The organism is Nonomuraea sp. NPDC049486 (assembly GCF_040676925.1).
Classification (GTDB): Bacteria; Actinomycetota; Actinomycetes; order Streptosporangiales; family Streptosporangiaceae; genus Nonomuraea; species Nonomuraea ferruginea.
Genome location: NZ_JBFAPV010000007.1, coordinates 339,828 through 364,908 on the forward strand (window position 1 = coordinate 339,828; position 25,081 = coordinate 364,908).

22 protein-coding genes are annotated in these 25,081 nt (G+C 72.0%); 15 read left to right on the plus strand and 7 right to left on the minus strand.

The window, feature by feature from the left end:
* The first annotated feature begins 70 nt into the window (after positions 1–70).
* The 7 genes from AB0K05_RS22515 to AB0K05_RS22545 all read left to right on the plus strand — a co-directional run bounded on the left by AB0K05_RS22515 (position 71) and on the right by AB0K05_RS22545 (position 6,511).
* Positions 71–691 carry a DUF998 domain-containing protein gene (locus AB0K05_RS22515; protein ID WP_271277631.1) on the plus strand — a complete coding sequence of 207 codons (621 nt, stop codon included), beginning with the start codon at positions 71–73 and terminating at the stop codon, positions 689–691.
* Between the two features lie 28 nt (positions 692–719).
* Positions 720–1,178 carry a universal stress protein gene (locus AB0K05_RS22520; protein WP_271277630.1) on the plus strand — a complete coding sequence of 153 codons (459 nt, stop codon included), beginning with the start codon at positions 720–722 and terminating at the stop codon, positions 1,176–1,178.
* Positions 1,179–1,265: 87 nt separating this feature from the next.
* Positions 1,266–2,525, plus strand: a complete 1,260-nt coding sequence (locus AB0K05_RS22525; protein ID WP_364231314.1) for an APC family permease — start codon at positions 1,266–1,268, stop codon at positions 2,523–2,525.
* Between the two features lie 197 nt (positions 2,526–2,722).
* Positions 2,723–4,147, plus strand: coding sequence for a methionine--tRNA ligase (locus AB0K05_RS22530; protein ID WP_271277628.1), 1,425 nt, complete (start codon positions 2,723–2,725; stop codon positions 4,145–4,147).
* A gap of 58 nt (positions 4,148–4,205) precedes the next feature.
* Positions 4,206–5,180, plus strand: coding sequence for a phosphotriesterase (locus AB0K05_RS22535; RefSeq protein WP_148029682.1), 975 nt, complete (start codon positions 4,206–4,208; stop codon positions 5,178–5,180).
* Between the two features lie 41 nt (positions 5,181–5,221).
* On the plus strand, positions 5,222–5,608 hold the full coding sequence (locus AB0K05_RS22540; RefSeq protein WP_148029683.1) for an STAS domain-containing protein: 387 nt from the start codon (positions 5,222–5,224) through the stop codon (positions 5,606–5,608).
* Between the two features lie 9 nt (positions 5,609–5,617).
* Positions 5,618–6,511, plus strand: a complete 894-nt coding sequence (locus AB0K05_RS22545; protein ID WP_271277627.1) for a sigma-70 family RNA polymerase sigma factor — start codon at positions 5,618–5,620, stop codon at positions 6,509–6,511.
* A 371-nt stretch (positions 6,512–6,882) separates the two neighbouring features.
* Here the strand turns inward: AB0K05_RS22545 and AB0K05_RS22550 are convergent, their stop codons facing one another.
* The 4 genes from AB0K05_RS22550 to AB0K05_RS22565 form a co-directional block, all read right to left on the minus strand.
* Positions 6,883–8,031, minus strand: a complete 1,149-nt coding sequence (locus AB0K05_RS22550) for a hypothetical protein (RefSeq protein WP_364231318.1) — start codon at positions 8,029–8,031, stop codon at positions 6,883–6,885.
* A gap of 776 nt (positions 8,032–8,807) precedes the next feature.
* Positions 8,808–11,351, minus strand: a complete 2,544-nt coding sequence (locus AB0K05_RS22555; protein ID WP_364231320.1) for a Tex-like N-terminal domain-containing protein — start codon at positions 11,349–11,351, stop codon at positions 8,808–8,810.
* A 28-nt stretch (positions 11,352–11,379) separates the two neighbouring features.
* Entirely contained in the window at positions 11,380–12,543 is a 1,164-nt protein-coding gene (locus AB0K05_RS22560) for an amidohydrolase (protein ID WP_271278601.1), read from the minus strand.
* 127 nt (positions 12,544–12,670) lie between these two features.
* Complete coding sequence (locus AB0K05_RS22565; RefSeq protein WP_364231322.1) at positions 12,671–13,105, minus strand: RpiB/LacA/LacB family sugar-phosphate isomerase; 435 nt, start codon at positions 13,103–13,105, stop codon at positions 12,671–12,673.
* Between the two features lie 107 nt (positions 13,106–13,212).
* Here AB0K05_RS22565 and AB0K05_RS22570 point away from each other — a divergent pair, with 107 nt between their 5' ends.
* The 7 genes from AB0K05_RS22570 to AB0K05_RS22600 are packed head-to-tail and all read left to right on the plus strand — an operon-like array spanning position 13,213 to position 20,991.
* Positions 13,213–14,280: a DUF917 domain-containing protein gene (locus AB0K05_RS22570; protein ID WP_364231325.1), complete on the plus strand. Its 1,068-nt coding sequence runs from the start codon at positions 13,213–13,215 to the stop codon at positions 14,278–14,280.
* The gene (locus tag AB0K05_RS22575) at positions 14,273–15,820 is read left to right on the plus strand and encodes a hydantoinase/oxoprolinase family protein (protein ID WP_364231327.1); all 1,548 of its coding nucleotides are present in this window, start codon (positions 14,273–14,275) and stop codon (positions 15,818–15,820) included. Before AB0K05_RS22570 ends, AB0K05_RS22575 begins: the two co-directional genes overlap by 8 nt.
* 20 nt (positions 15,821–15,840) lie before the next feature.
* Complete coding sequence (locus AB0K05_RS22580; RefSeq protein ID WP_364231329.1) at positions 15,841–17,466, plus strand: ABC transporter substrate-binding protein; 1,626 nt, start codon at positions 15,841–15,843, stop codon at positions 17,464–17,466.
* 3 nt (positions 17,467–17,469) lie between these two features.
* Positions 17,470–18,486, plus strand: a complete 1,017-nt coding sequence (locus AB0K05_RS22585; RefSeq protein ID WP_148029692.1) for an ABC transporter permease — start codon at positions 17,470–17,472, stop codon at positions 18,484–18,486.
* Positions 18,483–19,340, plus strand: a complete 858-nt coding sequence (locus tag AB0K05_RS22590) for an ABC transporter permease (protein WP_271278603.1) — start codon at positions 18,483–18,485, stop codon at positions 19,338–19,340. The genes AB0K05_RS22585 and AB0K05_RS22590 overlap by 4 nt, the downstream gene beginning before the upstream one ends.
* On the plus strand, positions 19,337–20,074 hold the full coding sequence (locus AB0K05_RS22595; protein WP_271278604.1) for an ABC transporter ATP-binding protein: 738 nt from the start codon (positions 19,337–19,339) through the stop codon (positions 20,072–20,074). The genes AB0K05_RS22590 and AB0K05_RS22595 overlap by 4 nt, the downstream gene beginning before the upstream one ends.
* Entirely contained in the window at positions 20,071–20,991 is a 921-nt protein-coding gene (locus AB0K05_RS22600) for an ABC transporter ATP-binding protein (protein ID WP_271278605.1), read from the plus strand. Before AB0K05_RS22595 ends, AB0K05_RS22600 begins: the two co-directional genes overlap by 4 nt.
* Here the strand turns inward: AB0K05_RS22600 and AB0K05_RS22605 are convergent.
* Together AB0K05_RS22605 and AB0K05_RS22610 are read right to left on the minus strand one after the other, a co-directional pair.
* A complete protein-coding gene (locus tag AB0K05_RS22605) occupies positions 20,966–21,325 on the minus strand; it encodes a DUF742 domain-containing protein (protein ID WP_148029695.1) in 360 nt (119 codons plus the stop codon). The genes AB0K05_RS22600 and AB0K05_RS22605 overlap by 26 nt on opposite strands.
* The gene (locus AB0K05_RS22610; RefSeq protein ID WP_261808352.1) at positions 21,318–23,216 is read right to left on the minus strand and encodes a nitrate- and nitrite sensing domain-containing protein; all 1,899 of its coding nucleotides are present in this window, start codon (positions 23,214–23,216) and stop codon (positions 21,318–21,320) included. Before AB0K05_RS22610 ends, AB0K05_RS22605 begins: the two co-directional genes overlap by 8 nt.
* Positions 23,217–23,378: 162 nt before the next feature.
* On the opposite strand from AB0K05_RS22610, the gene AB0K05_RS22615 reads away from it, so the two are divergent.
* Positions 23,379–24,941, plus strand: coding sequence for an ABC transporter substrate-binding protein (locus AB0K05_RS22615; protein WP_271278606.1), 1,563 nt, complete (start codon positions 23,379–23,381; stop codon positions 24,939–24,941).
* On the opposite strand, the gene AB0K05_RS22620 is transcribed toward AB0K05_RS22615, so the two are convergent.
* Positions 24,917–25,081 (minus strand): hypothetical protein, encoded by a 165-nt coding sequence (locus tag AB0K05_RS22620; RefSeq protein ID WP_187280982.1) that lies wholly within the window; start codon positions 25,079–25,081, stop codon positions 24,917–24,919. The two genes, AB0K05_RS22615 and AB0K05_RS22620, sit on opposite strands and share 25 nt — an antisense overlap.

Genomic DNA, 25,081 nt, shown 5'->3' on the forward strand with positions numbered 1-25,081 from the left:
GGGATCGACCAGGGAGCGCTGGGGCTCTTCTCCGATACTCCGCGAGGCCGCGTGCCACGACGTTGGAAGCATGAAGGGATTGCTTGCCAGCGGATTCACGGCCATCGGCACCGGCACCGGCACCATGGTCGCCCTGCACGCCGAGGCGGGGCTCGACCCGATGCACACCGTCATCAGCGAGTACGCCTTCCAGGCGGCCGGCTGGCTGCTGCCGCTGTCGCTGACTCTCTTCGCGGCGGGCGCGGCCCTGATCGCCGAGGCGCTGCGCCGGTCCGGCGCGGACCGGTGGGTGGTGGCGCTGCTGGCCGTGTGGGGAGCGAGCATGTTCCTGGTCGGCGCCTTCCCGACCGACGCGCCCGGGCTGCCGCTGTCCTTCTCGGGGGCCGTCCACCGCTATGCCGCCTTCGTCGCGTTCCTGGTGATGCCGCTGGCCGGACTGCTGCTGGCCAGGGCGCGGATCCGGTACGCCGGATGGGTGCGGGTGCTCAGCATGGTGGCCCTGGGCGCGCTGGTGATGGTCGTGATCCCGTACGCGGTGCGGATGTTCGGCATCCCGCTGGAGAACGAGGACTTCCCCGCCGGGCTGATCCAGCGCACCGTGGTGATCACCGAGCTGGGCGTGCTGGCGCTGGCCGGCCTGTCGATGCCGGGGCGGCCCGCCCGCCGCTCGACGGCCCCGGCCCTGGCGTAATCGCCCCGCCTTTCGGTAGAGGACGGGCATGACGATTCTGATCGCGTACGACGGATCCGACGACGCCAAGGCGGCCATCGAGTTCTGCGGGAAGATGTTCCCCGGCCGGGACGCCGTGGTGCTGACCGTGTGGGAGCGGCTGGCGATGACCACCGCGCGGGCCTCCGCCGGCCTGGTGATGGTCGTGGACACCTCGCCCGCCGAGGAGGAGGCGATCCAGCGGGCCATGACCGAGCTGGCCGGACAGGGGACCGAGCGGGCGCGCGCGGCGGGGCTGGAGGCACGGCCGCGCTGTGAGCCGGACGCGCCGGCCGTGTGGGCGACCATCGTGGACGTGGCCGACGAGCTCGACGCCGAGCTGATCGTGACCGGCACGCGCGGGCTCGGCGGGGTGAGGTCGCTGCTGCTCGGCAGCACCTCGGACCGGGTGCTGCACCACGCGGGCCGGCCGGTGCTGGTCGTGCCTGGCCCGAGACCCGCCGAATAGCACGCTGTTCAGCCGCTGTTCTCCCGCCGTGGGTTGATCGCGCCGGTCCGATGCGGCAGAGTGCGCCGGACGGTGAGGGAGGGGTGCGTGGGCGAAGGGCTGGCCAGGCGACTGGGCACCGGTGACGCGGTCGTCGTGGGATTGAGCGCGATGGTCGGGGCCGGGGTGTTCGCCGTGTTCGCGCCGGCGGCCGGGGCCGCCGGGTCGTGGCTGCTCGCCGCGCTCGGGCTGGCCGCCGTCGTGGCCTACTGCAACGCCACCTCCTCCGCCCGCCTGGCGGCCCGCCACCCGGAGTCGGGCGGGACCTACGTGTACGGGCGGCGCAGGCTGGGACCCTTCTGGGGCTACCTCGCGGGCTGGGGGTTCACCGTCGGCAAGACGGCCTCCTGCGCGGCCATGGCGCTGACCTTCGGCGCGTACGCCGCGCCCGGCCTGGCCAGGCCGCTGGCCGTCGGCGCGGTCGTCGTGCTGACGGCGCTCAACCTGTTCGGGGTGCGGCGGTCGGCGGGCGCGGCGCGGATCATGGTCGGGTTCGTGCTGCTGGTGCTGGCCGCCGTCGTGGCGGCGGCGTTCCTGCCGGACCTGCTCGCCGCTCCCGCGTACGACCAGCCGCCGGGCCTCCGCATGTTCCTCGATCCCGAGGTGACCGGGTGGGGCGTGCTCCAGGGGGCCGGTCTGCTGTTCTTCGCGTTCGCCGGGTATGCCCGCATCGCCACGCTGGGGGAGGAGGTCCGCGACCCCGGCCGGACGATCCCGCGCGCCATCGGCGTCGCGCTCGGCCTCACGCTGGTGGTGTACGCGCTGGTCGCCGTGGCCGCGCTGGACACGCTCGGGCCGGGGATGCTCGCCCAGTCCGCCGAGCCGCTGGTGGACGTGGTGAAGATGGCCGGTGCGCTGTGGCTGGAGCCGGTGGTGCGGGCCGGCGCGGCGGTGGCGGCGCTCGGCGCGCTGCTCGCGCTGCTGCTCGGCGTCTCGCGCACGGTGCTCGCCATGGCCCGCGGGCGCGACCTGCCCGGCGCTCTCGCCGCCGTCGACCCCGTCCACCAGGCGCCGCGCCGGGCCGAACTGGCGGTGGGTGCGGCCGTGGTGGTGCTCGTGCTCGTCGCCGACCTGCGGGAGGCGATCGGGTTCTCGTCCTTCGGGGTGCTCGTCTACTACGCGATCGCGAACGCCGCCGCCCTGACCCTGCGCCCCGACGAGGGCGCGCCGCCGAAGGCGGTGCCGGTGCTCGGGCTGGCGCTCTGCCTCCTGCTCGCCGCCACCCTGCCGGTGGCGTCGGTGGTGGCCGGGCTGGTCATGTTCGCCGTCGGCACGGCACTGTGGGCCCTGCGCCGCCGCCGGGCCTGAGCCGCCCGCTTCCTCGTACGCCTGCTTCCTCGTACGCAAAAAATGGCGGGAGACGCGTGGGGCCGATCGGTACGATGGGAGGCATGACGGCGTTCGCGGTGATGACGGCCCTCTAGCGGGGTTCACCGGACGACGTCCTTCACGAGGCCCTGCGAGCGGGGCCTCTCGTCGTGTCAGGGGTCCCCGGGAGGCACCCGATGTACATCACGACGACCATTCCCTATGTGAACGCCCGCCCGCATCTCGGGTTCGCGCTGGAGATCGTGCAGGCCGACGTGCTGGCCCGCCACCATCGGCGGCGCGGCGAGCCGGTGCGGTTCCAGACCGGCACCGACGACAACTCGCTGAAGAACGTGCTGGCGGCGGAGGCGGCGGGCGTGCCGGTGCGCGAGCTGGTCGACCGCAACGCCGCCGCGTTCGAGGGCCTGCGCGGGCCGCTGGACCTGTCGTTCGACGCGTTCGTCCGCACCAGCTCCCACCCGGGACACCGGGCCGGGGTGGAGCGCCTGTGGCGGGCGACCGCGCACGACCTCTACCGCAGGCACTACGAAGGGCTCTACTGCGTCGGCTGCGAGGCGTTCTACCCGGAGGAACCCTGCGCTGAGGGGCACCCGGAACCGCTGCGGCGGGTGTCGGAGGAGAACTGGTTCTTCCGGCTGTCCCGCTACCGCGAACCGCTGCTGGACCTGATCAGGAGCGGCACCCCGGCGATCGAGCCGGTCAGCCGCAGGAACGAGGTGCTGGCGTTCCTGGAGTCCGGCCTGGAGGACATCAGCGTCTCGCGGTCGGCGGAGCGCTCGCGCGGCTGGGGCATCCCGGTGCCCGGCGACCCCGGCCAGGTGGTGTACGTGTGGTGGGACGCGCTGGCCAACTACATCACCGCGCTGGACGGCGACGACTACGGACGCTGGTGGGAGCGCGAGCCCCGCAAGCTCCACCTCATGGGCAAGGGCGTGATCCGCTTCCACGCCGTGTACTGGCCGGCCATGCTGCTCTCGGCCGGGCTGCCGCTGCCCACGCGGATCTTCGTGCACGACTACGTCACCGCGGGCGGGCGCAAGATCAGCAAGTCCGGGGGCGCGACGGCCGACCCGGTGGCGCTGTCGGCCGCGTACGGGGTGGACGCGGTGCGGTGGTGGCTGCTGCGCGAGGTGCCGCGCGTCGGCGACGCCGACTTCACCGAGGAGCGGCTGATCGCGCGCGCCGACGAGGACCTCGCCAACGGCGCCGGCAACCTGGTCAACCGGGTCGTCACGATGGTGCACAGGTTCCGCGACGGGCGGGTGCCCGACGCCCGGCCGGAGCCGCTGGAGGCGGCCGGCCGCGCGGGGGAGCGGGTGCACGAGGCGCTGGAGGCGTTCGACTTCCGGCGGGCGGCGGCCGCCGTGCAGGCGATCGTCGAGGAGGCCAACCAGTACGTGGAGCGGACGCGGCCGTGGAAGCAGGATCCCGGCGGGCGCGACACCTCCCTGGCGACGCTGGTGCACGCCTGCCGTGAGCTCGCCGTACAGCTGGAGCCCTTCTTGCCCACGGCGGCGCGCCGGGTGGCCGCGGCGGTGCGCGAGGAGGACGGGCGGCTGCCGCGGCCGGCGCCGCTCTTCCCCCGGCTGGGCGGCGGTTGACGGGGAGTCAGGGGCCGCTTACGGTGGCGCGGGAAGATCCGCCGGCACGGAGGTGGCCATGCCCGTCGTCAGCACCGTCCGAGGCCCGGTCGACGTCGCCGAACTCGGCCAGACCCTCATGCACGAACACATCTTCGTGGCCGCCGCCGAGCACCTGGAGAACTATGGCAGGGGCGCCTGGTGGGACGAGGAGGTCAGGGTCGCCGACGCGATCACCAAGCTGAACGCGGTGGCGGCCAAGGGGGTGCGGACGATCGTCGACCCGACCGTGTGGGGGCTCGGCCGCTACATCCCCCGCATCCAGCGGGTCGCCGCCGGGGTTCCGGACCTCAACATCGTCGTCGCCACCGGCATCTACAGCTTCGAGGAGCTGCCTCACCAGTACGAGCACCGCGGCCCGGGGCTCCTCCTCGACATGCCCGACCCGATGATCGACGACTTCGTCCGCGACCTCACCGAGGGGATCGCCGACACCGGGGTCAAGGCGGCCTTCCTCAAGTGCGTGGTCGACGAGAAGGGGCTCACCCCCGGCGTGGAGCGCATCTGCCGCGCCGTCGCCCAGGCGCACGTGCGCACCGGGGCGCCGATCACCGTGCACACCAACTCGCCCGCCCAGAGCGGGATCGTCGCGCTCGACCTGTTCGCCAAGGAGGGGGTGGACCTGACCAAGGTGGTGGTCGGCCACGCCGGCGACAGTAACGATCTGGACTACTTGCGGCGGCTCGCCGACACCGGGGCGACGCTCGGCATGGACCGGTTCGGGCTCGACCTCTACAACCCGACGCCGCAGCGCGTGGCCACGATCGCGGCGCTGTGCGAGCGCGGCTACACCGACCGCATGGTGCTCAGCCACGACGCGTCCTGCTTCATGGACTACTTCCCCAACGAGTGGGACATGGTCGGCGTCATCGCTCCCAACTGGCGCTATGACCACATTCACGATGATGTGCTGCCCGCTCTGCGTGAGGCAGGCGTGACGGATGGGCAGATCGAGCAGATGCTGGTGTTCAACCCCCGTCGATACTTCTCGTAAAGTAAGGGGAAGTCAGACGCAACGCAGGTAGGTGGAGCTGGGTGACTTCGGACCAAGCCTTGTCGATCAGTCTCGGTCTCCAGGGGCCGTGCGTCATCGCGAGGCTGACGGGCGACTTCGACTTCGGCTCCGCCGCTGAAGTACGCGACCGAGTCACCAAGGCTCTCGACCTCACCCAACCGCCGATGCTCGTGATCGACATGCAGGCGGTCAGCGTCTGCGACTCCTCCGGCCTGTCCGTGCTGGTCTACCTGCACAAGGCCGTCACCGCCTCCGGCGGCAAGCTGCTGCTGTCCGGGCTCAACGGCCGGTGCAAGCACCTGTTCGCGATCACCGCGCTCGACAAGTTCTTCGACATCAGGACGACCGCCGAGCTGGCCATCGCCGAGCTGAGCGAAGAGGGGAATTCGCCGCCCTTTACCGGGTAGTCGCCTGGCATGTCGGCTGAAGAGCCCGATCTGCTCGGCCTCTACCTGCAGCAGATCGGCGTGATCCCCCTGCTCTCCGCCGCGGACGAGGTCGACCTGGCCAAACGGATCGAGGCGGGCCTGTACGCGGGTCACCTGATCGGCCGGGGCGCGGGCTCCCCGGAGCTCGAAGACGTCCGCCGCGACGGCGAGCGTGCCAAGGAGCTGCTCATCAGGTCCAACCTGCGGCTCGTCGTGGCCGCGGCGCGCAAGTTCGCCCATCGCGGGCTGCCCATGACGGACGTCGTCCAGGAGGGCAACCTCGGGCTCATGAGGGCCGTGGAGAAGTTCGACTACCGGCGCGGATACAAGTTCTCCACCTACGGCATGTGGTGGATCCGGCAGGCCATCGAGCGCGGCATCCACGACAAGAGCCGTACGGTCCGGCTGCCGATCCACGTGGCCGAGGAGCTCGCGCGGCTGCTCACGGTGGAGCGGCGGCTCGCCGTCGAGCTCGGCCGCGACCCGGGCCTCGACGAGCTGGCCGAGGCCGCCGGACGCTCGATACGGCAGGTGGCCAGGTTACGGATGCTGGCCCAGGAGACGGTCAGCCTGGACATGCCCGTCGGAGACCGGGGCGAGGGCAGGATCGGCGACCTGATCGCCGACGAGGACGGCCTGGAGGTGCAGGAGCTCACCGAACGCCGCGCGCTCGGCGCCGAGCTGAACCGGCTCGTCACGTCGCTGCCGCCGCGCGAGGCGTACATCATCAGGCTGCGGTTCGGGCTGGCCGGGCGCGAGATCATGACTTATACGGAGATCGCCGCGCAGATGGGGCTGACCAGGGAGCGCATCCGGCAGTTGGAGAAGCAGGCGTTCAAACGCCTGCGGGAAGGCGGACCGCTGCTCGCCTGGGCATCATGAGCCGAAATATCGGCAAATGTGGACGTTGACCTTGCTCCCGATCTGGTGGTTAATCAGGATGCCGCTTTCAACAGGGGGAGGCGGCGGCCGGTCAGTCATGGGGGCACCAGTGCGCAGACGCCATGCCGGAAATCGCGCCACGACGCTGTCGAGGCTCTGGAGACGCTGGCTCGACGGAGAGATCCGCTTCGACCTGCGCGCGTTGAGGGTGAGGGCCAGGGGCGAAACGCCCCTGGCTGTCAGGAGGTGACCAGCAGGGCCAGGCCGATGAGAACCACGACCGGCACGAGCCAGACGACCGCCTCGGCAGCGAACTCCTTGTACATCGTGTAGATCTCCCTCTCAACGCCCGGGCGGGGGCAGCGTGAACGTCACTGCACACCATAGCCGCCTCCCGCCGGTGGATCGGCCCCCGGCTCCTCCGTCCGGCTCGCGGCGATGCGCTTGGCGAGGCCGGCGAGCGACTCGTCGGCCATCAGCGCGGGCAACCGGGGGGCCTCCGCGGCGATCCGGTCGTGGATCTCCTCGTGGTCGCCCAGGTGGCGGGTCCAGGCCCGCAGGACCTCCGGCATCGCGGCGATCGCCGCGTCGCTCAGGATCGCCTCGCGGGGCAGCCACGAGGTGAGGAACGCCGACACCCTGGCCGGGCTCCACCACAGCGGCCGCGCGCCCAGGAACTCGGCCAGCGCGCCGAACGCCTCGTCCGCCCCGAGCGTGTCGGGCAGGGCGTCGAAAGCGGTGAACGTCTCGTCGGGCGCGTGACGTACCGGATCGGGGACGGACCGGGCGCGTGCCAGCGCCAGCGGGCGGACGGCGGGCAGGGTGTCGGCCACCTCCGCGCCCATGAGCAGGTCGGTCACCTCGAACGCGTCCAGCACCCGCCCCGCCACGACGTCCGCCGGCGCCCGCGCCAGGTCGAGGTCGTCGAGGAACTTCGGCTCCTCCACCACCGCGTCCACCGCCAGCCCGCCGTGCGCCTGGTCGATGCCCACCACCAGCAGATGCGGCTCCCGGCCGTCGGCGTAACGGAACGCGAGCGCGGCCAGCACCTGCTCGCCGTGCCGATCGCCCCTGCCGTACCACGCCCCCTCGCACACCACCTCCCCCATCCGGGCCGCCCACCTGGGCAACCACTCCAACGCCTCCCGCCCTGCCACGGCGAGATCGACACCGTACGGGGGAGGTGTCCGTGGGACGGTCGCCGTGAGATCGTCGGGTTCTTCGTCCTCCCGGGCGGCGGTGAGATCGTCGCGTTCTTCGTCCGAGGTCGGTGTCTCCTGGACGGCCTCGGTGTCGTACGGCGTCGCGCGGGCGGTCGTGGTGAGGTCGTCCGGGAGTTCGAGCGTGGCCAGGGCCGCTATCGCGAGTCTCGCCTCGGGACGCTCGGAACCGGCCAGTTCGCCCAGCAGGTCAGGGTCGCCCTCGGACACCAGGCGGGCCGCCCAGAGCTCGGTGCGCAGCGGCGAACGCCACCGGAGGAGGTCACGGGCCTGCTCGATCGCGCGGTCGTACGTGGTCACCTTCCGACCGTATCGTCCCACCGGTCATGACAGCCGTCACCGCCGGTCCGGGTCGCCGCTCGTCCCTGGCGATGTCCATCCACAGTCCCACCGCGCGTCACGCGAGAACCGAGAGGTCGGGCAGCCTGACCCTCCCGCGCGGCAGAGGAATGGAGAACGTCCTCTTTCTGGAGTCGCAGGATCCTCACGCGCGGCACAATGTCCCCTCCCTGAGCCGCCGAATCCCTGTGCGCGAGCACGGGGGAATCTAGAACGTCGTCTTCCTGAGCCGCTGGATCCTCACGGGCGGTACGTGGAAAGCGAGAACGTCCTCTTCCCGGGCTGGCTGATCATCCCGCGCGGCGGGGGAACGGAGAACGTCCTCTTCTGGAGTCGCCCGGTCCTCACGGGCGGCACAACGTCCCATCCCTGAGCCGCCGAATCCTTCGGCGCGGGTACGCGGGAACCGAGAACGTCCTCTCTCTTAGCCGCCGGATCCTCACAAGCGGTACGTGGAGACGGAGAACGTCTCCTCATCCGGGCGGAGCGCGGCGTCTGGAAAGCCGGTCAGCGGACCTGCGCCCATGGGCGATCTTGAGGATGTGCGACAGGACTAGGCCGTGTAGTGCCGATCAGGTTTTGGGGGGCCGGCACGCTGTACTGACCGGGCTTGGGGTTGGGGTTGTGGACTGCCATGACGCGCGCGTGCACTTGGCGACGATGGTCACGGCGTCCGACGTAGGCGGGATTGACCACACCTCCGGCCTCCCGGACCGGGTGTCCGGGAGGCCGGGTGGTTACTTGTCGTTGCCGGTGAGGCCGGCCTTGCGGAGGGCCTCGGCCATGGCGCCCGTGGGCTCGGCGCGGCGCTGGGACTGGCCGCGGCGGTCGCGCTGGGCGTTGCCGCGCTGGTTGCCCTCGCCTCCGCCGCGCCGGTCGCCCTTGGCGTCGCGGCGGGCGTCTCCGCGAGCACCGTCGCCCCGGGTGCCGTTACCGCGAGACCCGTCTCCTCGGGCGGCCCCGCTGCGGGCTCCGTCGCCGCGGGTGCCGTTGCCGCGAGAGCCGTCTCCCCGGGCGGCGTTACCGCGAGCACCGTCGCCGCGAGCACCGTCGCCGCGAGCGCCGTCGCCGCGCGCGCCGTCGCGGCGGGGGCCGCCGCCTCTGCCTTCGCCCCGGCCGCCGGAGGCCGCCGGCTGGGCGGCGTCGTCGTCGAGGCGGAGCGTGAGGGAGATGCGCTTGCGCGGGATGTCGACGTCCAGCACCTTGACGCGCACGATGTCGCCCGGCTTGGCGACGTCGCGCGGGTCCTTGACGAAGGTGCGCGACATGGCCGACACGTGGACCAGGCCGTCCTGGTGGACGCCGACGTCGACGAAGGCGCCGAACGCGGCCACGTTGGTGACCACGCCCTCCAGGATCATCCCCGGCTCCAGGTCGGACAGCTTCTCCACGCCCTCCTTGAAGGCCGCCGTGCGGAAGGCGGGCCGAGGGTCGCGGCCGGGCTTCTCCAGCTCGCGCAGGATGTCGGTGACCGTCGGCAGGCCGAACGTGTCGTCGGTGAACTTCGGCGGGTCGAGGGACCGCAGCGTGGCCGTGTTGCCGATCAGCGACTTGAGGTCGGTGCCGACCGCGTCGAGGATGCGGCGGACCACGGGATAGGACTCGGGGTGCACGCTGGAGGCGTCGAGCGGGTCGTCGCCGTCCTGGATGCGCAGGAAGCCCGCGCACTGCTCGAACGCCTTCGGCCCCAGCCGCGGCACGTCCTTCAGCGCCGTGCGGCCGCGGAACGGGCCGTTGGCGTCGCGGTGGCGGACGATGCTCTCGGCGAGCGTGGCGCCGATGCCCGACACGCGGGTCAGCAGCGGCGCGGAGGCGGTGTTGACGTCGACGCCCACGCCGTTGACGCAGTCTTCGACCACCGCGTCGAGCGACCGGGACAGCTTGGACTCGGCGAGGTCGTGCTGGTACTGGCCGACGCCGATGGACTTCGGGTCGATCTTGACCAGCTCGGCCAGCGGGTCCTGCAGGCGGCGGGCGATCGACACCGCGCCGCGCAGCGACACGTCGAGCTCGGGCAGCTCCTGCGAGGCGTAGGCGGACGCGGAGTAGACGGACGCGCCCGCCTCCGACACCACCACCTTGGTCATCGACGGCATGAGCTTGACCAGCTCGCCGGCCAGCTTGTCGGTCTCGCGGGAGGCGGTGCCGTTGCCGATGGCGATCAGCTCGACGCCGTGGCGCTGCGCCAGCGCGCCCAGCACGGCCAGCGACTGGTCCCACTGCCGCTTGGGCTCGTGGGGGTAGACGGTCGCGGTCTCGACGACCTTGCCGGTGGCGTCGACCACGGCCACCTTGACGCCGGTGCGCAGGCCGGGGTCGAGGCCCATGGTGGGGCGGCTGCCGGCGGGCGCGGCGAGCAGCAGGTCACGCAGGTTGGTCGCGAACACCCGCACCGCTTCGTCCTCCGCCGCCTGCCACAGCCGCATCCGCAGGTCGATGCCCAGGTGGACGAGGATGCGGGTGCGCCACGCCCAGCGGACCGTCTCCCACAGCCACCCGTCGGCGGGCCTGCCCCGGTCGGAGATCCCGTAGCGGGCGGCGACCCGCAGCTCGTAGGCGGCGGTCTCCTCGGGCTCCAGCGCGACGGTGAGGACCTCCTCCTTCTCGCCGCGGAAGATGGCGAGGACGCGGTGGGAGGGAAGCTTGGTGAACGGCTCGGCGAAGTCGAAGTAGTCGGAGAACTTGGCGCCCGCCTCCTCCTTGCCGTCGCGCACCCTGGAGGTCAGCCTGCCCCGCTCCCACAGCTGCTCGCGCAGCGCGCCGATCAGGTCGGCGTCCTCGGCGAACCGCTCGATGAGGATCGCCCTGGCGCCCTCCAGCGCCGCCCCGGCGTCGGCCACGCCCTCGGTGACGAAGCCCGCGGCCGTCGCGGCGGGGTCGAGCGACGGGTCGCCGAGCAGCTGGTCGGCCAGCGGCTCCAGCCCCAGCTCACGGGCGATCTGCGCTTTGGTGCGCCGCTTCGGCTTGTAGGGCAGGTAGATGTCTTCGAGGCGGGCCTTGGTCTCGGCCGCCGAGATCTGGGCGCGCAGCTCGTCGTCGAGCTTGCCCTGAGACTCGATCGACTCCAGGATCGCGGCCCGCCGCTCGTCGAGCTCACGGAGGTAGCGCAGCCGCTCTTCGAGCGTGCGCAGCTGGGCGTCGTCGAGCGCGCCGGTGACCTCCTTGCGGTAGCGCGCGATGAACGGCACGGTCGAGCCGCCGTCGAGCAGCTCTACCGCGGACCGCACCTGCCCCTCGCGCACCCCGAGCTCTTCGGCGATCCGCTGGTGAATAGAGAGCACTTGCCCTGCCTTTCGATGGTCCCGCCGGTCAATTGTGCAGGACGATGCCGTCTTTCATGACAAGAGTGCGCCCGGGGCGAACGACCACGGCCTCGGCCGGGGTGCTCGCCCCGACCACGACGAGGTCGGCCCGATCGCCCGGCGCGAGCCCGTAGCGGCGCAGGCCGAGCGCGCGGGCGCCGCCGTGGGTGGCGGCCTCCAGGGCCAGCTCGATGTCGTCGTCACGGCGGAACGTGCTGCGGTAGGCCAGATGCATGGCCCGCTCCAGCATGTCGCCGCTGCCGAACGGGCCCCACAGGTCGCGGATGCCGTCGTGGCCGCACGCCACCGTGACGCCGGCCGCCCGCAGCGTCTTGACCGGCGGCACCGGGAAGCTGTAGACGGCGGCGGTGCAGACCGCCACGCCCGCCCCGGCGAGTCCCTCCGCCAGCTTGCCCGCCTGGGCGGCGTCGACCTGGCCGAGCGCGTACGCGTGGCTGATCGTGACCCGGCCCGCCAGGCCGAGCACGCGGGTGCGCTCGGTGATCAGCTCCACCTCCCACGCGCCCAGCGAGCCGCCGTCGTGCAGGTGGATGTCGACGTGGGCGCCGTAGCGGTCGGCCAGGCCGAAGATCAGGTCGAGGTGGCGCACCGGGTCGCGGTCGATGCCCGCCGGGTCGAGGCCGCCGACCGCCTCCACGCCGCTCTTGAGCGCCTCCTCCAGCAGCTCGGCGGTGCCGGGGTTGGTGAGCAGGCCGTGTTGCGGGAACGCCACCTGGGTCACGTCGACCGGCACCTGCGCGGCCGCCTCCCTGACCGCCTCCACGCCGCGCAACCCGGTCTGCGGGTCGATGTCGGTGTGGCTGCGCACGCTGGTGGTGCCGTACGAGCTCATCGCCCGCAGCAGGGACACCATGCGCGGCACGCTCGGGACGCCCAGCTCGCCGCGGCGGGCCAGGTCGTTGCCGATGCGGCCGGCGAGGGTGTCATCGGCCGAGTGGGGCACCCAGGGGCCGCCGTAGAGGGTCTTGTCGAGATGGCAGTGGGCGTCGACCAGGCCGGGCAGCACGAGCTGCCCCGCGACGTCGACGACCCGCGCGCCGGGGGCGTCGACGGACGGCGCGACGACCTCGATCACGCCGTCGCGGACGAGGACGTCGGCGGGGCCGCCGACCCCCCAGGGCCGGCCGCCGCGCAGCAGGACGTCTGTCATGCCCTGCACCCTAAAGCGCGGCACCGACGTTTTGCGGCCCTCACCGTCCGGGTTCGGTGGGGTGATTTTGGGGTGGTTCGCGCGGCACCGACGTTTTGCGGGGCGCCGCCGTCCGGGGGTGAGGGGGTCAGATGTGGTCGAGGTGGGCGACGTTGGCCTGGTCGGTTTCGTCGGTGCTCGGGGTGCCGCGCAGCCAGGCGTCGAGGATCTCGTCGAGGAGGACGTCCGAGGTGAGGCGGAGGCTGAGGGCGAGCACGTTGGCGTCGTTCCACTTGCGGGCGCCGTCGGCCGTGTAGGAGTCGACGCAGAGCGCGGCCCTGACGCCGGGCACCTTGTTGGCCGCGATGGACGCGCCGGTGCCGGTCCAGCAGCACACCACCGCCTGGTCGGCGCGGCCCTCGGCGACGTCGCGGGCCGCCGCCTCGGACGCCCAGGCCCAGCCGTCGCGCTCGTCGCCGTTGAGCGCGCCGTGCGTGACCACCTCGTGGCCGCGCCGCCGCAAAACGGCCACCAGCCGCTCCGCGACCCCGTCCAGGCTGTCGGCCGCCACCGAGATCCGCATCCTGCCCTCCTCCGGCCGGGAACCTGTTCTCAGGTCTACCAGTGAAGGGCCCGATGCGAGAGCGTGACTGGCGCAATGCCGGTGTATGTGCTTGGTTGGGGCCCCATATGAGCATCCGCGAAACTGACATTCCGGCCCTGGCGCGGGGATGCGCCGTGCTCGGCACCGGCGGCGGCGGTGACGTGCGCGCCGGCTCGCTGGCCGCCGTACGGGCCATCAGGGCGTACGGGCCGGTGCCGCTCGTGCGGCTGGCCGAGTTACCCCCCGACGCGCTGGTGGTGCCGCTGTCCGGGATCGGGGCGCCGACCGTGAGCCACGAGATGATCCACGGCGAGGACGAGCCGAAGCGCATCGCCGAGGAGGTCGAACGGCTCTTCGGCAGGCCGCCCGCGGCCGTGATGTCGTCGGAGATCGGCGGCTCCAACGGGGTCGCGCCGGTGGCCTGGGCCGCCCAGCTCGGGCTGCCGCTGCTCGACGCCGACGGCATGGGCCGGGCGTTCCCCGAGGTCCAGATGGTCTCCATGTACGTCGCGGGGCTGCCCGCCGACCTGGTGATCATGTCGGACGTGGCGGGCAACGTGGTGACGATCCGGCCGGTGGACGGCCTGTGGTCGGAGCGGCTGGCGCGGGCGGTCTGCGTGGCCGCGGGCTCCTCGGCGCTGATGGCCGACTACGTACTCACCGCCGGGCGGGCGCGGGGCGCGGTCGTCGAGGGCACGGTCACGCGCGCGCTGGAGATCGGCTGGGCCACCGAGGACGCGACGGACCCGCTGACCGCCCTGGCCGCCGAGCTGGGCGCGGTCAGGCTGATCACCGGCAAGCTGAACGACGTGGAGCGGCGCACCACCGGCGGGTTCGTCAGGGGCACCGCCACGATCGAGGGCACCGGCGACGACCGCGGCCGCACGCTCGTCCTGGAGCTGCAGAACGAGAACCTGGTCGCCGTCGAGGACAACCAGGTCAGGGCGATGGTGCCGGATCTGATCACGGTGGTCGACACCGAGACCGCGGCCGCGATCCAGACCGAGGGCCTGCGTTACGGCCAGCGGGTCACCGTGCTCGCCTGGCCGTGCGACCCGCTGTGGCGCACCCGGAAGGGGCTGGACACGGCCGGGCCGCGGGCGTTCGGCTACGACCTGGACTACGTTCCCGTGGAGGAGCTGGCGCATGGCTGAGCCGGACCTGCGGATCGGCATCGACGTCGGCGGCACCAACACCGACGCGGTGGTGCTCGACTCCGGCGACCGGGTGATCGCCAAGGCCAAGCGGCCGACCAGCCGGGACGTCACCGAAGGGCTGCGCGCCGCGCTGGACGCGGTGCTGGACGAGCTGGGCCCGCACGCCCACGGCCGGATCGGCCGGGTGATGCTCGGCACCACCCACGCCACCAACGCGATCCTGGAGCGCAGGAACCTGGGCCGGGTGGCCGTGCTGCGGCTGGGCGCCCCCGCCACCACGGCCGTCCCGCCGCTCTCCGACTGGCCCGACGGCCTGCGCGAGGTCGTCTCGGCCGGCGAGGCCGTGGTGCCCGGCGGTCACTACGTGGACGGGCGCGAGATCGGCCGGCTCGACCCCGGCTCGATCCGCCGCTTCCTGGACGGGGTGGAGGCCGACGCGGTGGCGGTCACCGCCGTGTTCAGCCCGGCCACGGCCGACCACGAGCGGGCCGCCGAGGAGCTGATCAGGAGCGAGTACGGGCTGCCGGTCTCGGTCAGCCACGAGATCGGCTCGCTCGGGCTGCTGGAGCGCGAGAACGCGACCGTGCTCAACGCCGCCCTGTACGAGGTCGCCGGGCACGTCACGAATGCGCTGACGGCCGCGCTGGCCGAACGCGGGCTGGCGGCCACCCCCTACCTGGCGCAGAACGACGGCACGCTGATGACCCTGGAGCACGCGGCGCGGCTGCCGGTGTCGACCATCGGCTCCGGCCCGGCGAACTCGCTGCGCGGCGCCGCGTTCCTGTCGGGCGTGCCGGACGCGGTCGTCGCGGACGTCGGCGGCACCTCCACCGACCTCGGGGTGCTGACCGGAGGGTTCCCGCGCGAGTCGGCGGCGGCCGTGGAGATCGGCGGCGTGCTCACCAACTTCCGCATGCCGGACATCCTGGCCATCGCGCTGGGCGGCGGCACCGTCGTGCGCGGCGCGAAGGCCGGTCCCGACTCGGTGGGCTACCGGATCGCGGAGGAGGCGCTGGTGTTCGGCGGCGGCACGGCGACGCTCACGGACGCGGCGGTCGCGGCCGGGCGGCGGCCGCCGGGCGTCACCTGGGACCTGGGCGACATATCGGAAGATTTCCGCGACACTCTGCAAAGGGCGATCGCCGCCACCGACGCGCTGGCCGCTGACGCCGTGGACCGCATGACGCTCGGCCGCACCGGCCGTCCCCTGGTGGCGGTGGGTGGCGGCGCTTTCCTGCTGCCCGAGCGGATCCCCGGCGTGAGCCGCGTCATCCGCCCGGAGCACGCCGAGGTGGCCAACGCCGTCGGCGCCGCCATCGCCCTGGCGAGCGGCAGAGTCGATACGATCATGCCTGCGGGTGAAAGCCGGACAAAGGCGATCGAAAGGGTGAGGCGGGAGGCCGCAGCACGTGCCGTGGCGGCGGGCGCGGACCCTGACCGGGTCCAGATCGTCGACCTCCTGGAGGTGCCGCTCAGCTACCTCGCGGAGCCCGCCGTGCGGATACACGCCAAAGCCGCCGGACCCCTCACCCGGTGACAATTCGAAAGGATCCCCCCATGCGCTGGCACAAGCGTCTGCTCGTAGCCGGGATCGCCGGTGTCGTCGCCCTGGCCGCATCCGCGTGCGCGGGCGGCCAGGTACGCGGCGCCGGCGGCACCCCCCAGCCGAGCACCGGCGGAACGCAGGCCACCCAGTCCACCGAGAACGACGCCACCTTCGTCTACGCCCCCAACCTGGACGTGGTGACCGACTGGGACCCGGCGACCTCGTACTCCAACGAGATCATCGCCATGACCAGCATCTACGAGGGCCTCACCCGCTACGACGCCGAGGCCAAGGAGGTCCGGCCGCGCCTGGCCACCGAGTGGTCCTCGGCGGACGAGGGCAAGGAGTGGACGTTCAAGCTGCGCCAGGGCGTGAAGTTCCACACCGGCGCCACGCTCGACGCCGAGGCCGCCAAGAAGGCCATCGAGCGCACGATGAAGTCCGGCGGCGGCGCCGCCTACATCTGGAGCGCGGTCGACAAGATCGAGACGCCGGACGCCTCGACGCTGAAGTTCACGCTCAAGTACGCGGCCCCGATGGACCTCATCACCTCCTCCGGGTACGCCGCCCACATCTACGACGCCGAGGCGCTGGAGAAGAACGAGGACGACGTCAAGAACGGCAAGCTGGACGCCGGCACCGGCCCGTACACGATCGACTCGTGGCAGAAGGGCCAGGAGACCGAGCTGACGCTGAAGGCGTTCGACGACTACTGGGGCGGCTGGCGGCCGGAGCAGTACAAGAAGGTCGCCTTCCGCGTCACGCCGGAGATCACCACGGCGTGGCAGCTCCTCCAGCGCGGCGAGGTCAACTTCGTGCAGCGGCTCAACCCGCAGCTGTTCGAGCAGGCGGGCATGACCGAGGGCGTGCAGGCCAAGCAGACGCCGTCGTTCCAGAACCTGCTGGTGCTGTTCAACACGGCGGAGGGGCCGACGAAGGACGTGCGCGTCCGGCAGGCTCTGCAGCACGCCATCGACTACGACGGCCTGGTGGCGGCGCTCAAGGGCTCCGCGCAGAAGGCCGGCGGTCTGGTGCCGCCCGGGCTGCTCGGCCACACCACGGGCATGGAGCCCAAGCAGGACCTGGCCAAGGCGCAGGAGCTGCTGCAGGACGCCGGGTACGGCCCGGACAACGCCGAGCTGAAGCTCACGCTCACCTACGCCCAGGGCGACGAGGACCAGAAGCTGCTGGTCACCCTGCTCACCGCGGCGCTGAAGAAGGTCAACGTCACCATCGAAGCGCGGGCGATGGCCTGGAACGCGCAGTGGGACCGGGGCAAGAAGGGCGACCAGGACATCTTCGTCATGTACTGGTTCCCCGACTACGCCGACCCGTACTCGTGGTTCCTCAACGTCTTCCGCAGCGCGGACGAGGTCTCGTTCAACCTGTCGTACCTGAAGGACGAGGCGATCGACAAGGCGATCGACGGCCTGCCGCAGCTCACCGCCACCGACCAGCTGGCGGCCGACCAGGCCTACGCCGACCTGCAGAAGAAGATCATCCAGGACGAGGCGGCGGTCGCGGTGCCGTACGTGCAGACCTACCAGCGCGCGCTCACCGCAGACGTGCTCGGGTACGTCGACAACCCGGCCTACCCGAACGTGGTCTCCTTCTACGACCTCAAGCCCGCCAGCTGACCGATGCCGCGCTACCTGATCCGCCGGCTGGGCCAGGCACTCCTGGTCATGGCCGGCGTGGTCGCCCTCACCTTCGTGATCACGAGGATGGTGCCCGGCGATCCGGCGGTCGCCTACGCCGGGCCCAAGGCCACGCCCGAGCAGCTCGCCGAGGTGCGCGCCCGCTTCGGGCTGGACGACCCGCTCTGGGTGCAGCTCGGCAACTACGTCAGGGATCTGGTGACGGGCGACTGGCAGACCAGCCTGCACACCCGGCGGCCGGTGCTGGAGGATCTGTACCACGCCTTCCCGGCCAGCCTGGAGCTGGTCGGGGCCGGCCTGGTGATCGCCGTCGTGGCAGGCATCCCCGTCGGCGTGCTGGCCGCCCGGTTCAGGGGCCGCTTCCCTGACTTCTCGGTCCGGCTGACCAGCATGCTCGCGGTGTCGCTGCCGGTGTTCTGGCTGGCGCTGGCCCTGCAGACGGTCTTCGCCAGCAACCTGGGCTGGTTCCCGGTCGCCGGGGAGTACGACAGCGCGCTCGACACCACCAGCCCGCTGACGCTCTGGACGAACATCACCGTCGTGGACGCGCTCATCACCGGCAACTGGCCGATCCTCACCAGCACGCTGGCGCATCTGGTGCTCCCGGCCCTGGTCGTGGCCGCGTACCCGGCGGGGGTGATCGCGCAGATGGTGCGCGCCACGCTCATCGAGGAGGCGTCGCAGGACCACGCCCGGCTGGAGCGGGCGCTCGGCTTCCGCGAGACGACCATCCTGACCCGGTTCGCGCTGCGGCCCGCGCTCAACCCGGTGCTGTCGCTGATCGCGCTGGTGTTCGCGTACGCGATCGTGAACGGGTTCCTGGTCGAGGCCGTCTTCAACTGGCCCGGCCTGGGCCGCTACGCGGTCAACGCCATCTCCAGCTCCGACACCCCGGCGGTCGCGGGCGTCACCCTGCTGGTCGCGCTGATGTACGTGCTCGCCAACCTCGTGGTGGACCTGCTGCAGGGCGTCGTCGACCCGAGGGCGAGGGCCCGGTGAGCGCGCTGCCCGAGGCGGCGCCGCTGCGCCGCACCCTGCCGAGGGTCACCGACCGGTTCGCACTCGCCGGGGCGGTGCTGATCGCGCTCATCGCGCTGGCCGCCCTGCTCGCGCCCTGGCTCGCCCCCTACCCGCCGGACGAGGTGGACCCGTTCGCCGCGCTGCGGGCGCCGGACGCCGCGCACTGGTTCGGCACCGACGCCGCCGGCCGCGACGTGCTCACCCGGGTGCTGTACGGCGGGCGGACGTCGCTGTTCATCGCCGTGACCGTGCTGGCGGTCTCGGCCACCACGGGCGTCCTGCTGGGCGTCGTGGCCGGGTACGCGGGCGGCTGGGTCAGAGACGTGATCATGCGGATCACGGACGTGTTCCTGGCCTTCCCCGCGCTGCTGCTGTCGGTGGCCCTGGCGGTCGTGCTGCAGCCGAGCGTCACCACCGTGATCGTGGCCATCGCGGTCACCTGGTGGCCGTGGTACGCGCGACTGTCGGCGTCGATGGCCGCCTCCATCGCCACCCGCCCGTACGTGGACGCCGCGCGCTGCCTGGGCGTGCCCGCGCCCATGATCATCCTGCGGCACGTGCTGCCGAACTCGCTGACGCCTGTCCTGGTCCAGGTCTCGCTCGACGGCGGCGGGGTCATCCTCACCGCCGCGGCGCTGTCGTACCTGGGGCTGGGCGCCCAGGAGCCGACGGCGGAGTGGGGGCTGATGGTGGAGCAGGGGCAGTCGCTGTTCACCACGAACTGGTGGGTCGTCACCTTCCCCGGGCTGGCGATCCTGCTGACCGCGTTCGCGTTCAACGTGCTGGGCGAAGGGCTGCGCAACGCGCTGGACCCGCGGAGGATCGTGAAGTGATCGAGGTACGCGACCTCCGGGTGAGCTACGGCGGGCGGGTCGTAGCTAGGGTGCCGGAGCTGGACGTGGCCCCCGGCGAGTGCGTGGCGATCGTGGGGGAGAGCGGCTCCGGCAAGTCCACCACGCTGCTGGCGCTGCTCGGGCTCACCGAGGGCGCCGAGGTCGGCGGGCGGATCCGGGTGGCCGGGGTGGACGTGACGAGCGCCTCGCCGGCCGAGCTGCGCGCGATCAGGGGAGCCAGGGTGGCGCTCGTCATGCAGTCGCCGCAGGCCGCGCTCAGCCCCACCCTCCGGCTCGGCACGCTGATGCGCCGGGCGCTCAGGCTGCACGGCGTCGGCGACGCGGAGCGGGTCATGGCCGAGGCGGTCGAGGCCGTCCTGCTCGACCCGGCCATCCTGCGCCGCTACCCGCACGAGGTCTCCGGCGGGCAGGCGCAGCGGTTCGCGATCGCGCTGGCCATCGCGCTGGGCGCGGAGGCGATCCTGGCCGACGAGCCGACCAGCGCGCTGGACGTGACCGTGCAGGCCGAGGTGGTCGCCGTGCTGCGCACGCTCTGCGCCGAGCGCGGGCTGGCGCTGCTGCTGGTCTCGCACGACCTGGCCCTGGTCTCCACCATCGCCCACCGGGTGCTGGTCATGCGCGCCGGCGAGGTCGTGGAGAGCGGCCCCGCCGCCCGCGTGCTGGCCGAGCCGGCCCACCCCTACACCCGCGAACTGCTGGAGGCGCTGCCGTGACATCGTCGGGGAGCCTGCTGAGGGCGGAGCGGGTGACGCTCGGGTACGGCCGCACCCCCGTGGTCCACGACGTCACCCTGGACATCACCGGGGGCGGGGTCGGCCTGATCGGAGAGAGCGGGTCGGGCAAGTCGACGCTGGCGCGCGCCTTCCTCGGCCTCCTCACCCCCATGTCCGGAAATATCCTGTACGGGGACCAGAACCTGAAAAAAGTGGACATGAGGCGCTTCCGCGGCGACGTCCAGCCCGTCTTCCAGGCCGAGGCCCTGGACCCCCGCATGCGCGTCGGCAACTCCATAGCCGAGGCGCTGCCCCGGGACGCCCGCCACCGCGTCCCCGAGCTGCTCGAACAGGTCGGCCTCGACCCCGCGCTGGCGAGCCGCAGGCCGCACCAGCTCTCCGGCGGCCAGCGCCAGCGGGTGGTCATCGCCCGCGCGCTCGCCGTGAACCCGAAACTGCTCATCCTCGACGAGCCCACCAGCGCCCTGGACGTGACGGTCCAGGCCAGGATCCTCGACCTGATCGCGGGGCTGGCGGCGGAACGCCTGCTGATCACGCACAACCTGGCCGTGGTGGGGAAGCTGTGCCGCACCTCGCACGTGCTCTTCGCGGGCCGCGTGGTCGAGTCGGGCCCCACGGCCGACCTGCTCGCCAGGCCCGCTCACCCGTACACGCTGGCGCTGCGCGACGCCGTCCCGAAGCTGGGGGGAGAGCCGCCCGTGGCGCGGGGGCGCGCGGAGGTGAGGCCGGCGGAGACGGGCTGCCCGTTCCGGCCGCGTTGCCCGATGGCGGTGACGGAGTGCGATCGCGCGCCCGCGCTGCGGGACCTAGGAGGGCATCAGGAGGGACAGGACGGGCGCCGGGTCGCCTGCCACCGGGCCGAGGACGTGCTCAGAGAGCCTTCAGCCCGTCGATGACCTCCAGGAGCACCGTGGCGTCGGGCGCCGGAGGCGGCGACTCCACCTGGACGAGCTTCTGCTGGTGCAGGTCGCCGACGAGGACCCGGACCACGCCGATGGGCAGGTTCAGCTCCGCGGCGACGTCCACCAGCCGCGTCGGCTTGGTGCACTTCTGCAGGATGATCAGATGCTCGGGACCGAGCCCGACCGGCGGCGTCAGGCCGCCGGAGGTGATGATGACGGCGATGAGGTCGATGGCCTCGCTCGCGGGCACCGTCCGGCCCCGGGTGAGTAAGTAGGCGGGGACGATCGGACCGGCGTCCTCGTCCAGCCAGCGCTCGTCTCTACTCACCTTGCACCACCCGGATCGGGCGGGCCGGGGCCGCGGTGGGCTCCTCCGGCTCGTCCGGAGGATCTGTTACGTGTTCTGCCGGGATCAGCACGATGGCGGTGGTCCCTCCATATGGTGAATCGCGCAACATCACGCGAATGTCATGCCTGGCGGCCAGGCGGGAAACGACGAAGAGACCGAGCCGCTCGCTGTCGGCCAGGTCGAACTCGGGCGGGCTGGCCAGCCGCTCGTTGTACTCGGCCAGCTGCTCGTCACTCATCCCGAGCCCCCGGTCCTCCACGTGGAAGGCGAAGCCGCGGGCCGCCACCTCGCCTCGCACGATCACCGAGGTGTGCGGGGGAGAGTAGACGGTGGCGTTCTCGATGAGCTCGGCCACCAGGTGGATCACGTCGCCGACCACGGGCCCGGCCAGACGCTGGGCCGGCATCGGGTCGACGATCACCCGCTGGTAGTCCTCCACCTCGGCGGCGGCGCCGCGGGCCACGTCCAGCATCGGCACGGGCTTGCTCCAGCCGCGGCCGGGGGTGGCGCCCGACAGGATGATCAGGCCCTCGGCGTGCCGGCGCATCCGGGTGGCCAGGTGGTCGAGCCGGAACAGGTCGTCGAGGTCGTCGGGGTCGGTGGCGCGGTGCTGCATGCCCTCCAGCTGGATGCGCTGGCGGTGCAGCAGCGCCTGGCTGCGCCTGGCGAGGTTGCGGAACACGTGGCCGACGCCGTCACGCAGCTGCGCCTGGCCGACGGCCGCCTCGACCGCGGTCTGCTGGACCGTGGAGAAGGCCTGGCCGACGTCGTCGATCTCGACGGTCGTGCTGGCGACGGAGAGCTCGGGCACGTCAACCGTCTCCCCCTTCCGCAGCTTGGCGACGACCTCGGGCAGCCGCTCCTGGGCCACCTCCAGCGCCGCCCCGCGGAGATTGGCCAGTTCCTTGGACAGGCGGTTGCCCATCCGCAGCGAGAACGCGATCGAGACCAGGATCAGCGCGAAGCATGTCCCGGCCAGCAGCAGCGCCCGGGTGAGCCCGGCGTCGGCCACCGGCTCTGAGCGCTCCTGCAGGATCATGCTCGCGCGCATCTGGGCCTCTTGGAAAGACTTCGCCAGAGACTCGGTGGTGTCCAGCCATCCGCGCGGCGAGCCGCCCGCGACGATCTGGTCCTCCATCAGCCGCATCCGCTGGTAGACGGGCGAGGTGATGATCGACACCTGAGTCTCGCGCAGGCTCGGGTCCAGCTGGCCGAGCGAGTGGTCGATGAGGAAGCGCCGGTTGCCCACCAGCCGGGTGAACAGCCTGCGCTCGGCCACCGTGGTGGTGCCCAGGCCCAGTGCCTGCTCGCGGGTGAGCAGCTCCTTGGCGTAGCCGAGGTCGATGACGATCCTGGACTGCTCGTAGATCGGCAGGTCGTCGATGTAGCCGACCCGCCGGTGCAGGTCGAAGAGGGCGTCGAGGATCGTGTTGTACCCCTCCACCGTGCGCAGACGGTCGGACAGGCCCGTGTCGATCTCTCCCCTGACCGCGTCGAGCCTGTCGAGCTGCGTGTACACCGCGTCCACCTGCTTGCGGATCGCCTCCGAGGTATCCCGGGACTTGCCCGAGGACTTCTTGAACTCCTCCTTCGCCCTGTCGCTGCGTGAGCGCTGCTCGATGAGCGCCGACCTGTCGGCCGACACGCCGGCGCCCAGGAGCTGAACGGAGGCGAGGCGCTCGCGCTGCAGCTCGTTGCCGAGCTTGTACGCCGGGTGTCGCAGGTTCGTCCAGAGCGTCTGATACTGCCTCAGCTCCAGACTCTCGCCCGCCGTGACGGCGGTGATAACCCCCCACAACACCACCATCGAGGCCAGCGGAACCAGCAGTAGGCCGATGATCTTCAGGCGGATCGTTCGGCTACGACCCATGGCACCTCACTCCGGTCGGTCCCCTGCTGGCAACCCCGGACGGGACAAGGCACGAGAATAGCAATTCGATCTCCGGATTGCCCAATTTTTCGGTGGTTTCGGCCATCGGGCCATGATCGTCTAGTAGGTTCTCCCAGGAGATCGGTCATAGAGGGAGATGCGTTGCGCCGTCGTCTCGCAGCGGTCGCCACGCTGGTGCTGCTCCTCACGGCGTGCTCGGCACCGGCAGTGGTGCGGCAGCCGCGGCTGGGGGAATCGGCGTTCGTCTACGTCCAGCACGGCGACGTGGTCACGGATCTGGATCCCGGCACGTCCTACTCCAACGAGGTCGTCGCCCTGCAGAACGTCTACGAGACGCTCACCCTCTGGAACCCGGTCACCAAGAAGAGCTCACCCCGCCTGGCCACCTCGTGGCGGACCACCGCCGACGGCCGCTCCTGGACGTTCACGCTGCGCCAGGACGTCACCTTCCACACCGGGCGGCCCATGGACGCCACCGCCGTCAAGCAGTCCATCGAGCGGACCATGTCCACCAAGGCCGGCGCCTACTACATCTGGGACGCGGTCTCCTCCATCAGAGTCGAGGACCCTCATACGCTCACGTTCGCGCTGCGCTACCCGGTGCCGCTCGACCTGGCGGCCTCCTCCGCCTACGCGGCCTACATCTACGACACCGAGGCGGCCCCCGACCTGGGGAAGTGGTTCCAGGCCGGCCGGGACGCCGGGACCGGGCCGTACAAGGTGGACACCTGGAAGGACGGGGCCGAGACCGAGCTGACGCTCAAGGCGTACGACGACTACTGGGGAGGCTGGGACCAGCCGCACTACCGCACGGTCAAGTTCCGCGTGATACCCGACCAGCGGCGCGCCTGGCAGCTCCTGCTGCAGGGCGAGGTCAGCTTCCTGCGCCGGCTGGAGCCGAGGCTGTTCGCCCGGGCGGAGGCCGCGCCGGGGCTGCGCACCTCCGAGCGGCCCTCGTTCCAGACTGCAATGCTGCTGTTCAACACCGCCGAGGGGCCCATGTCCGACCAGCGGGTGCGGCGCGCGGTGCAGAAGGCCGTCGACTACCGGGGGGCGGTCCGGGCGCTGCGCGGCGGCGTCAGCCCGCACAGCGGCGTGGTGCCGGAAGGACTGCTCGGCCACGTGCCGGGCCGGGTGCCCCGGCAGGACCTCGCGGGCGCGGGCGAGCTGCTCCGGCAGGCGGGGTACGGGCCGCAGGGCAGGCCGCTGCGGCTCACCCTCACCTACACCGAGGGTGACAGCGACCAGCAGGTCCTGGTCAAACGGCTGCGCCGCGACCTCAAGACGCTGAACGTCACGCTCAGGGTCCGGGCGATGCCCTGGATCGACCAGTGGGAGCTGGGCAAGAAGGGCGGCCAGGACATCTTCGCGATGTACTGGTGGCCGGACTACGCCGACGGCTACTCGTGGTTCGGCAACGTCTTCCACAGCGCCGAGCCGCCCGTGTTCAACCTCTCCTACCTGAACGACCCGACCACCGACAAACTGCTGGACTCGCTGCCCGAGCTGACCGTGACGGACCAGCGGACGGCGCAGCAGGCGTTCGCCAGGGCCACCAGGAGGGTGCTGGACCAGCAGGCCGCGGCGGCCATGCCGTGGGTGGTCAACTACCGGCGGGCCTACCTGGGCAGCGTGCAGGGATACGTGGACAACCCGGCCTATCCGGACGTGGTCTTCGTCTACGACCTGCGGCCCTCGGGCTGACCCTCGACCCGCTCGCGCAGCCGTACCCTGATCTCCTCCGGCGTGTAGGCGCGGCGGCGGCGCTCGGCGCGCGCGATCGCCACTCCCGTGGCCGCGACGCCCGCGACCCCCGCCAGGCCGAGTATCTTCCACCAGCGCAT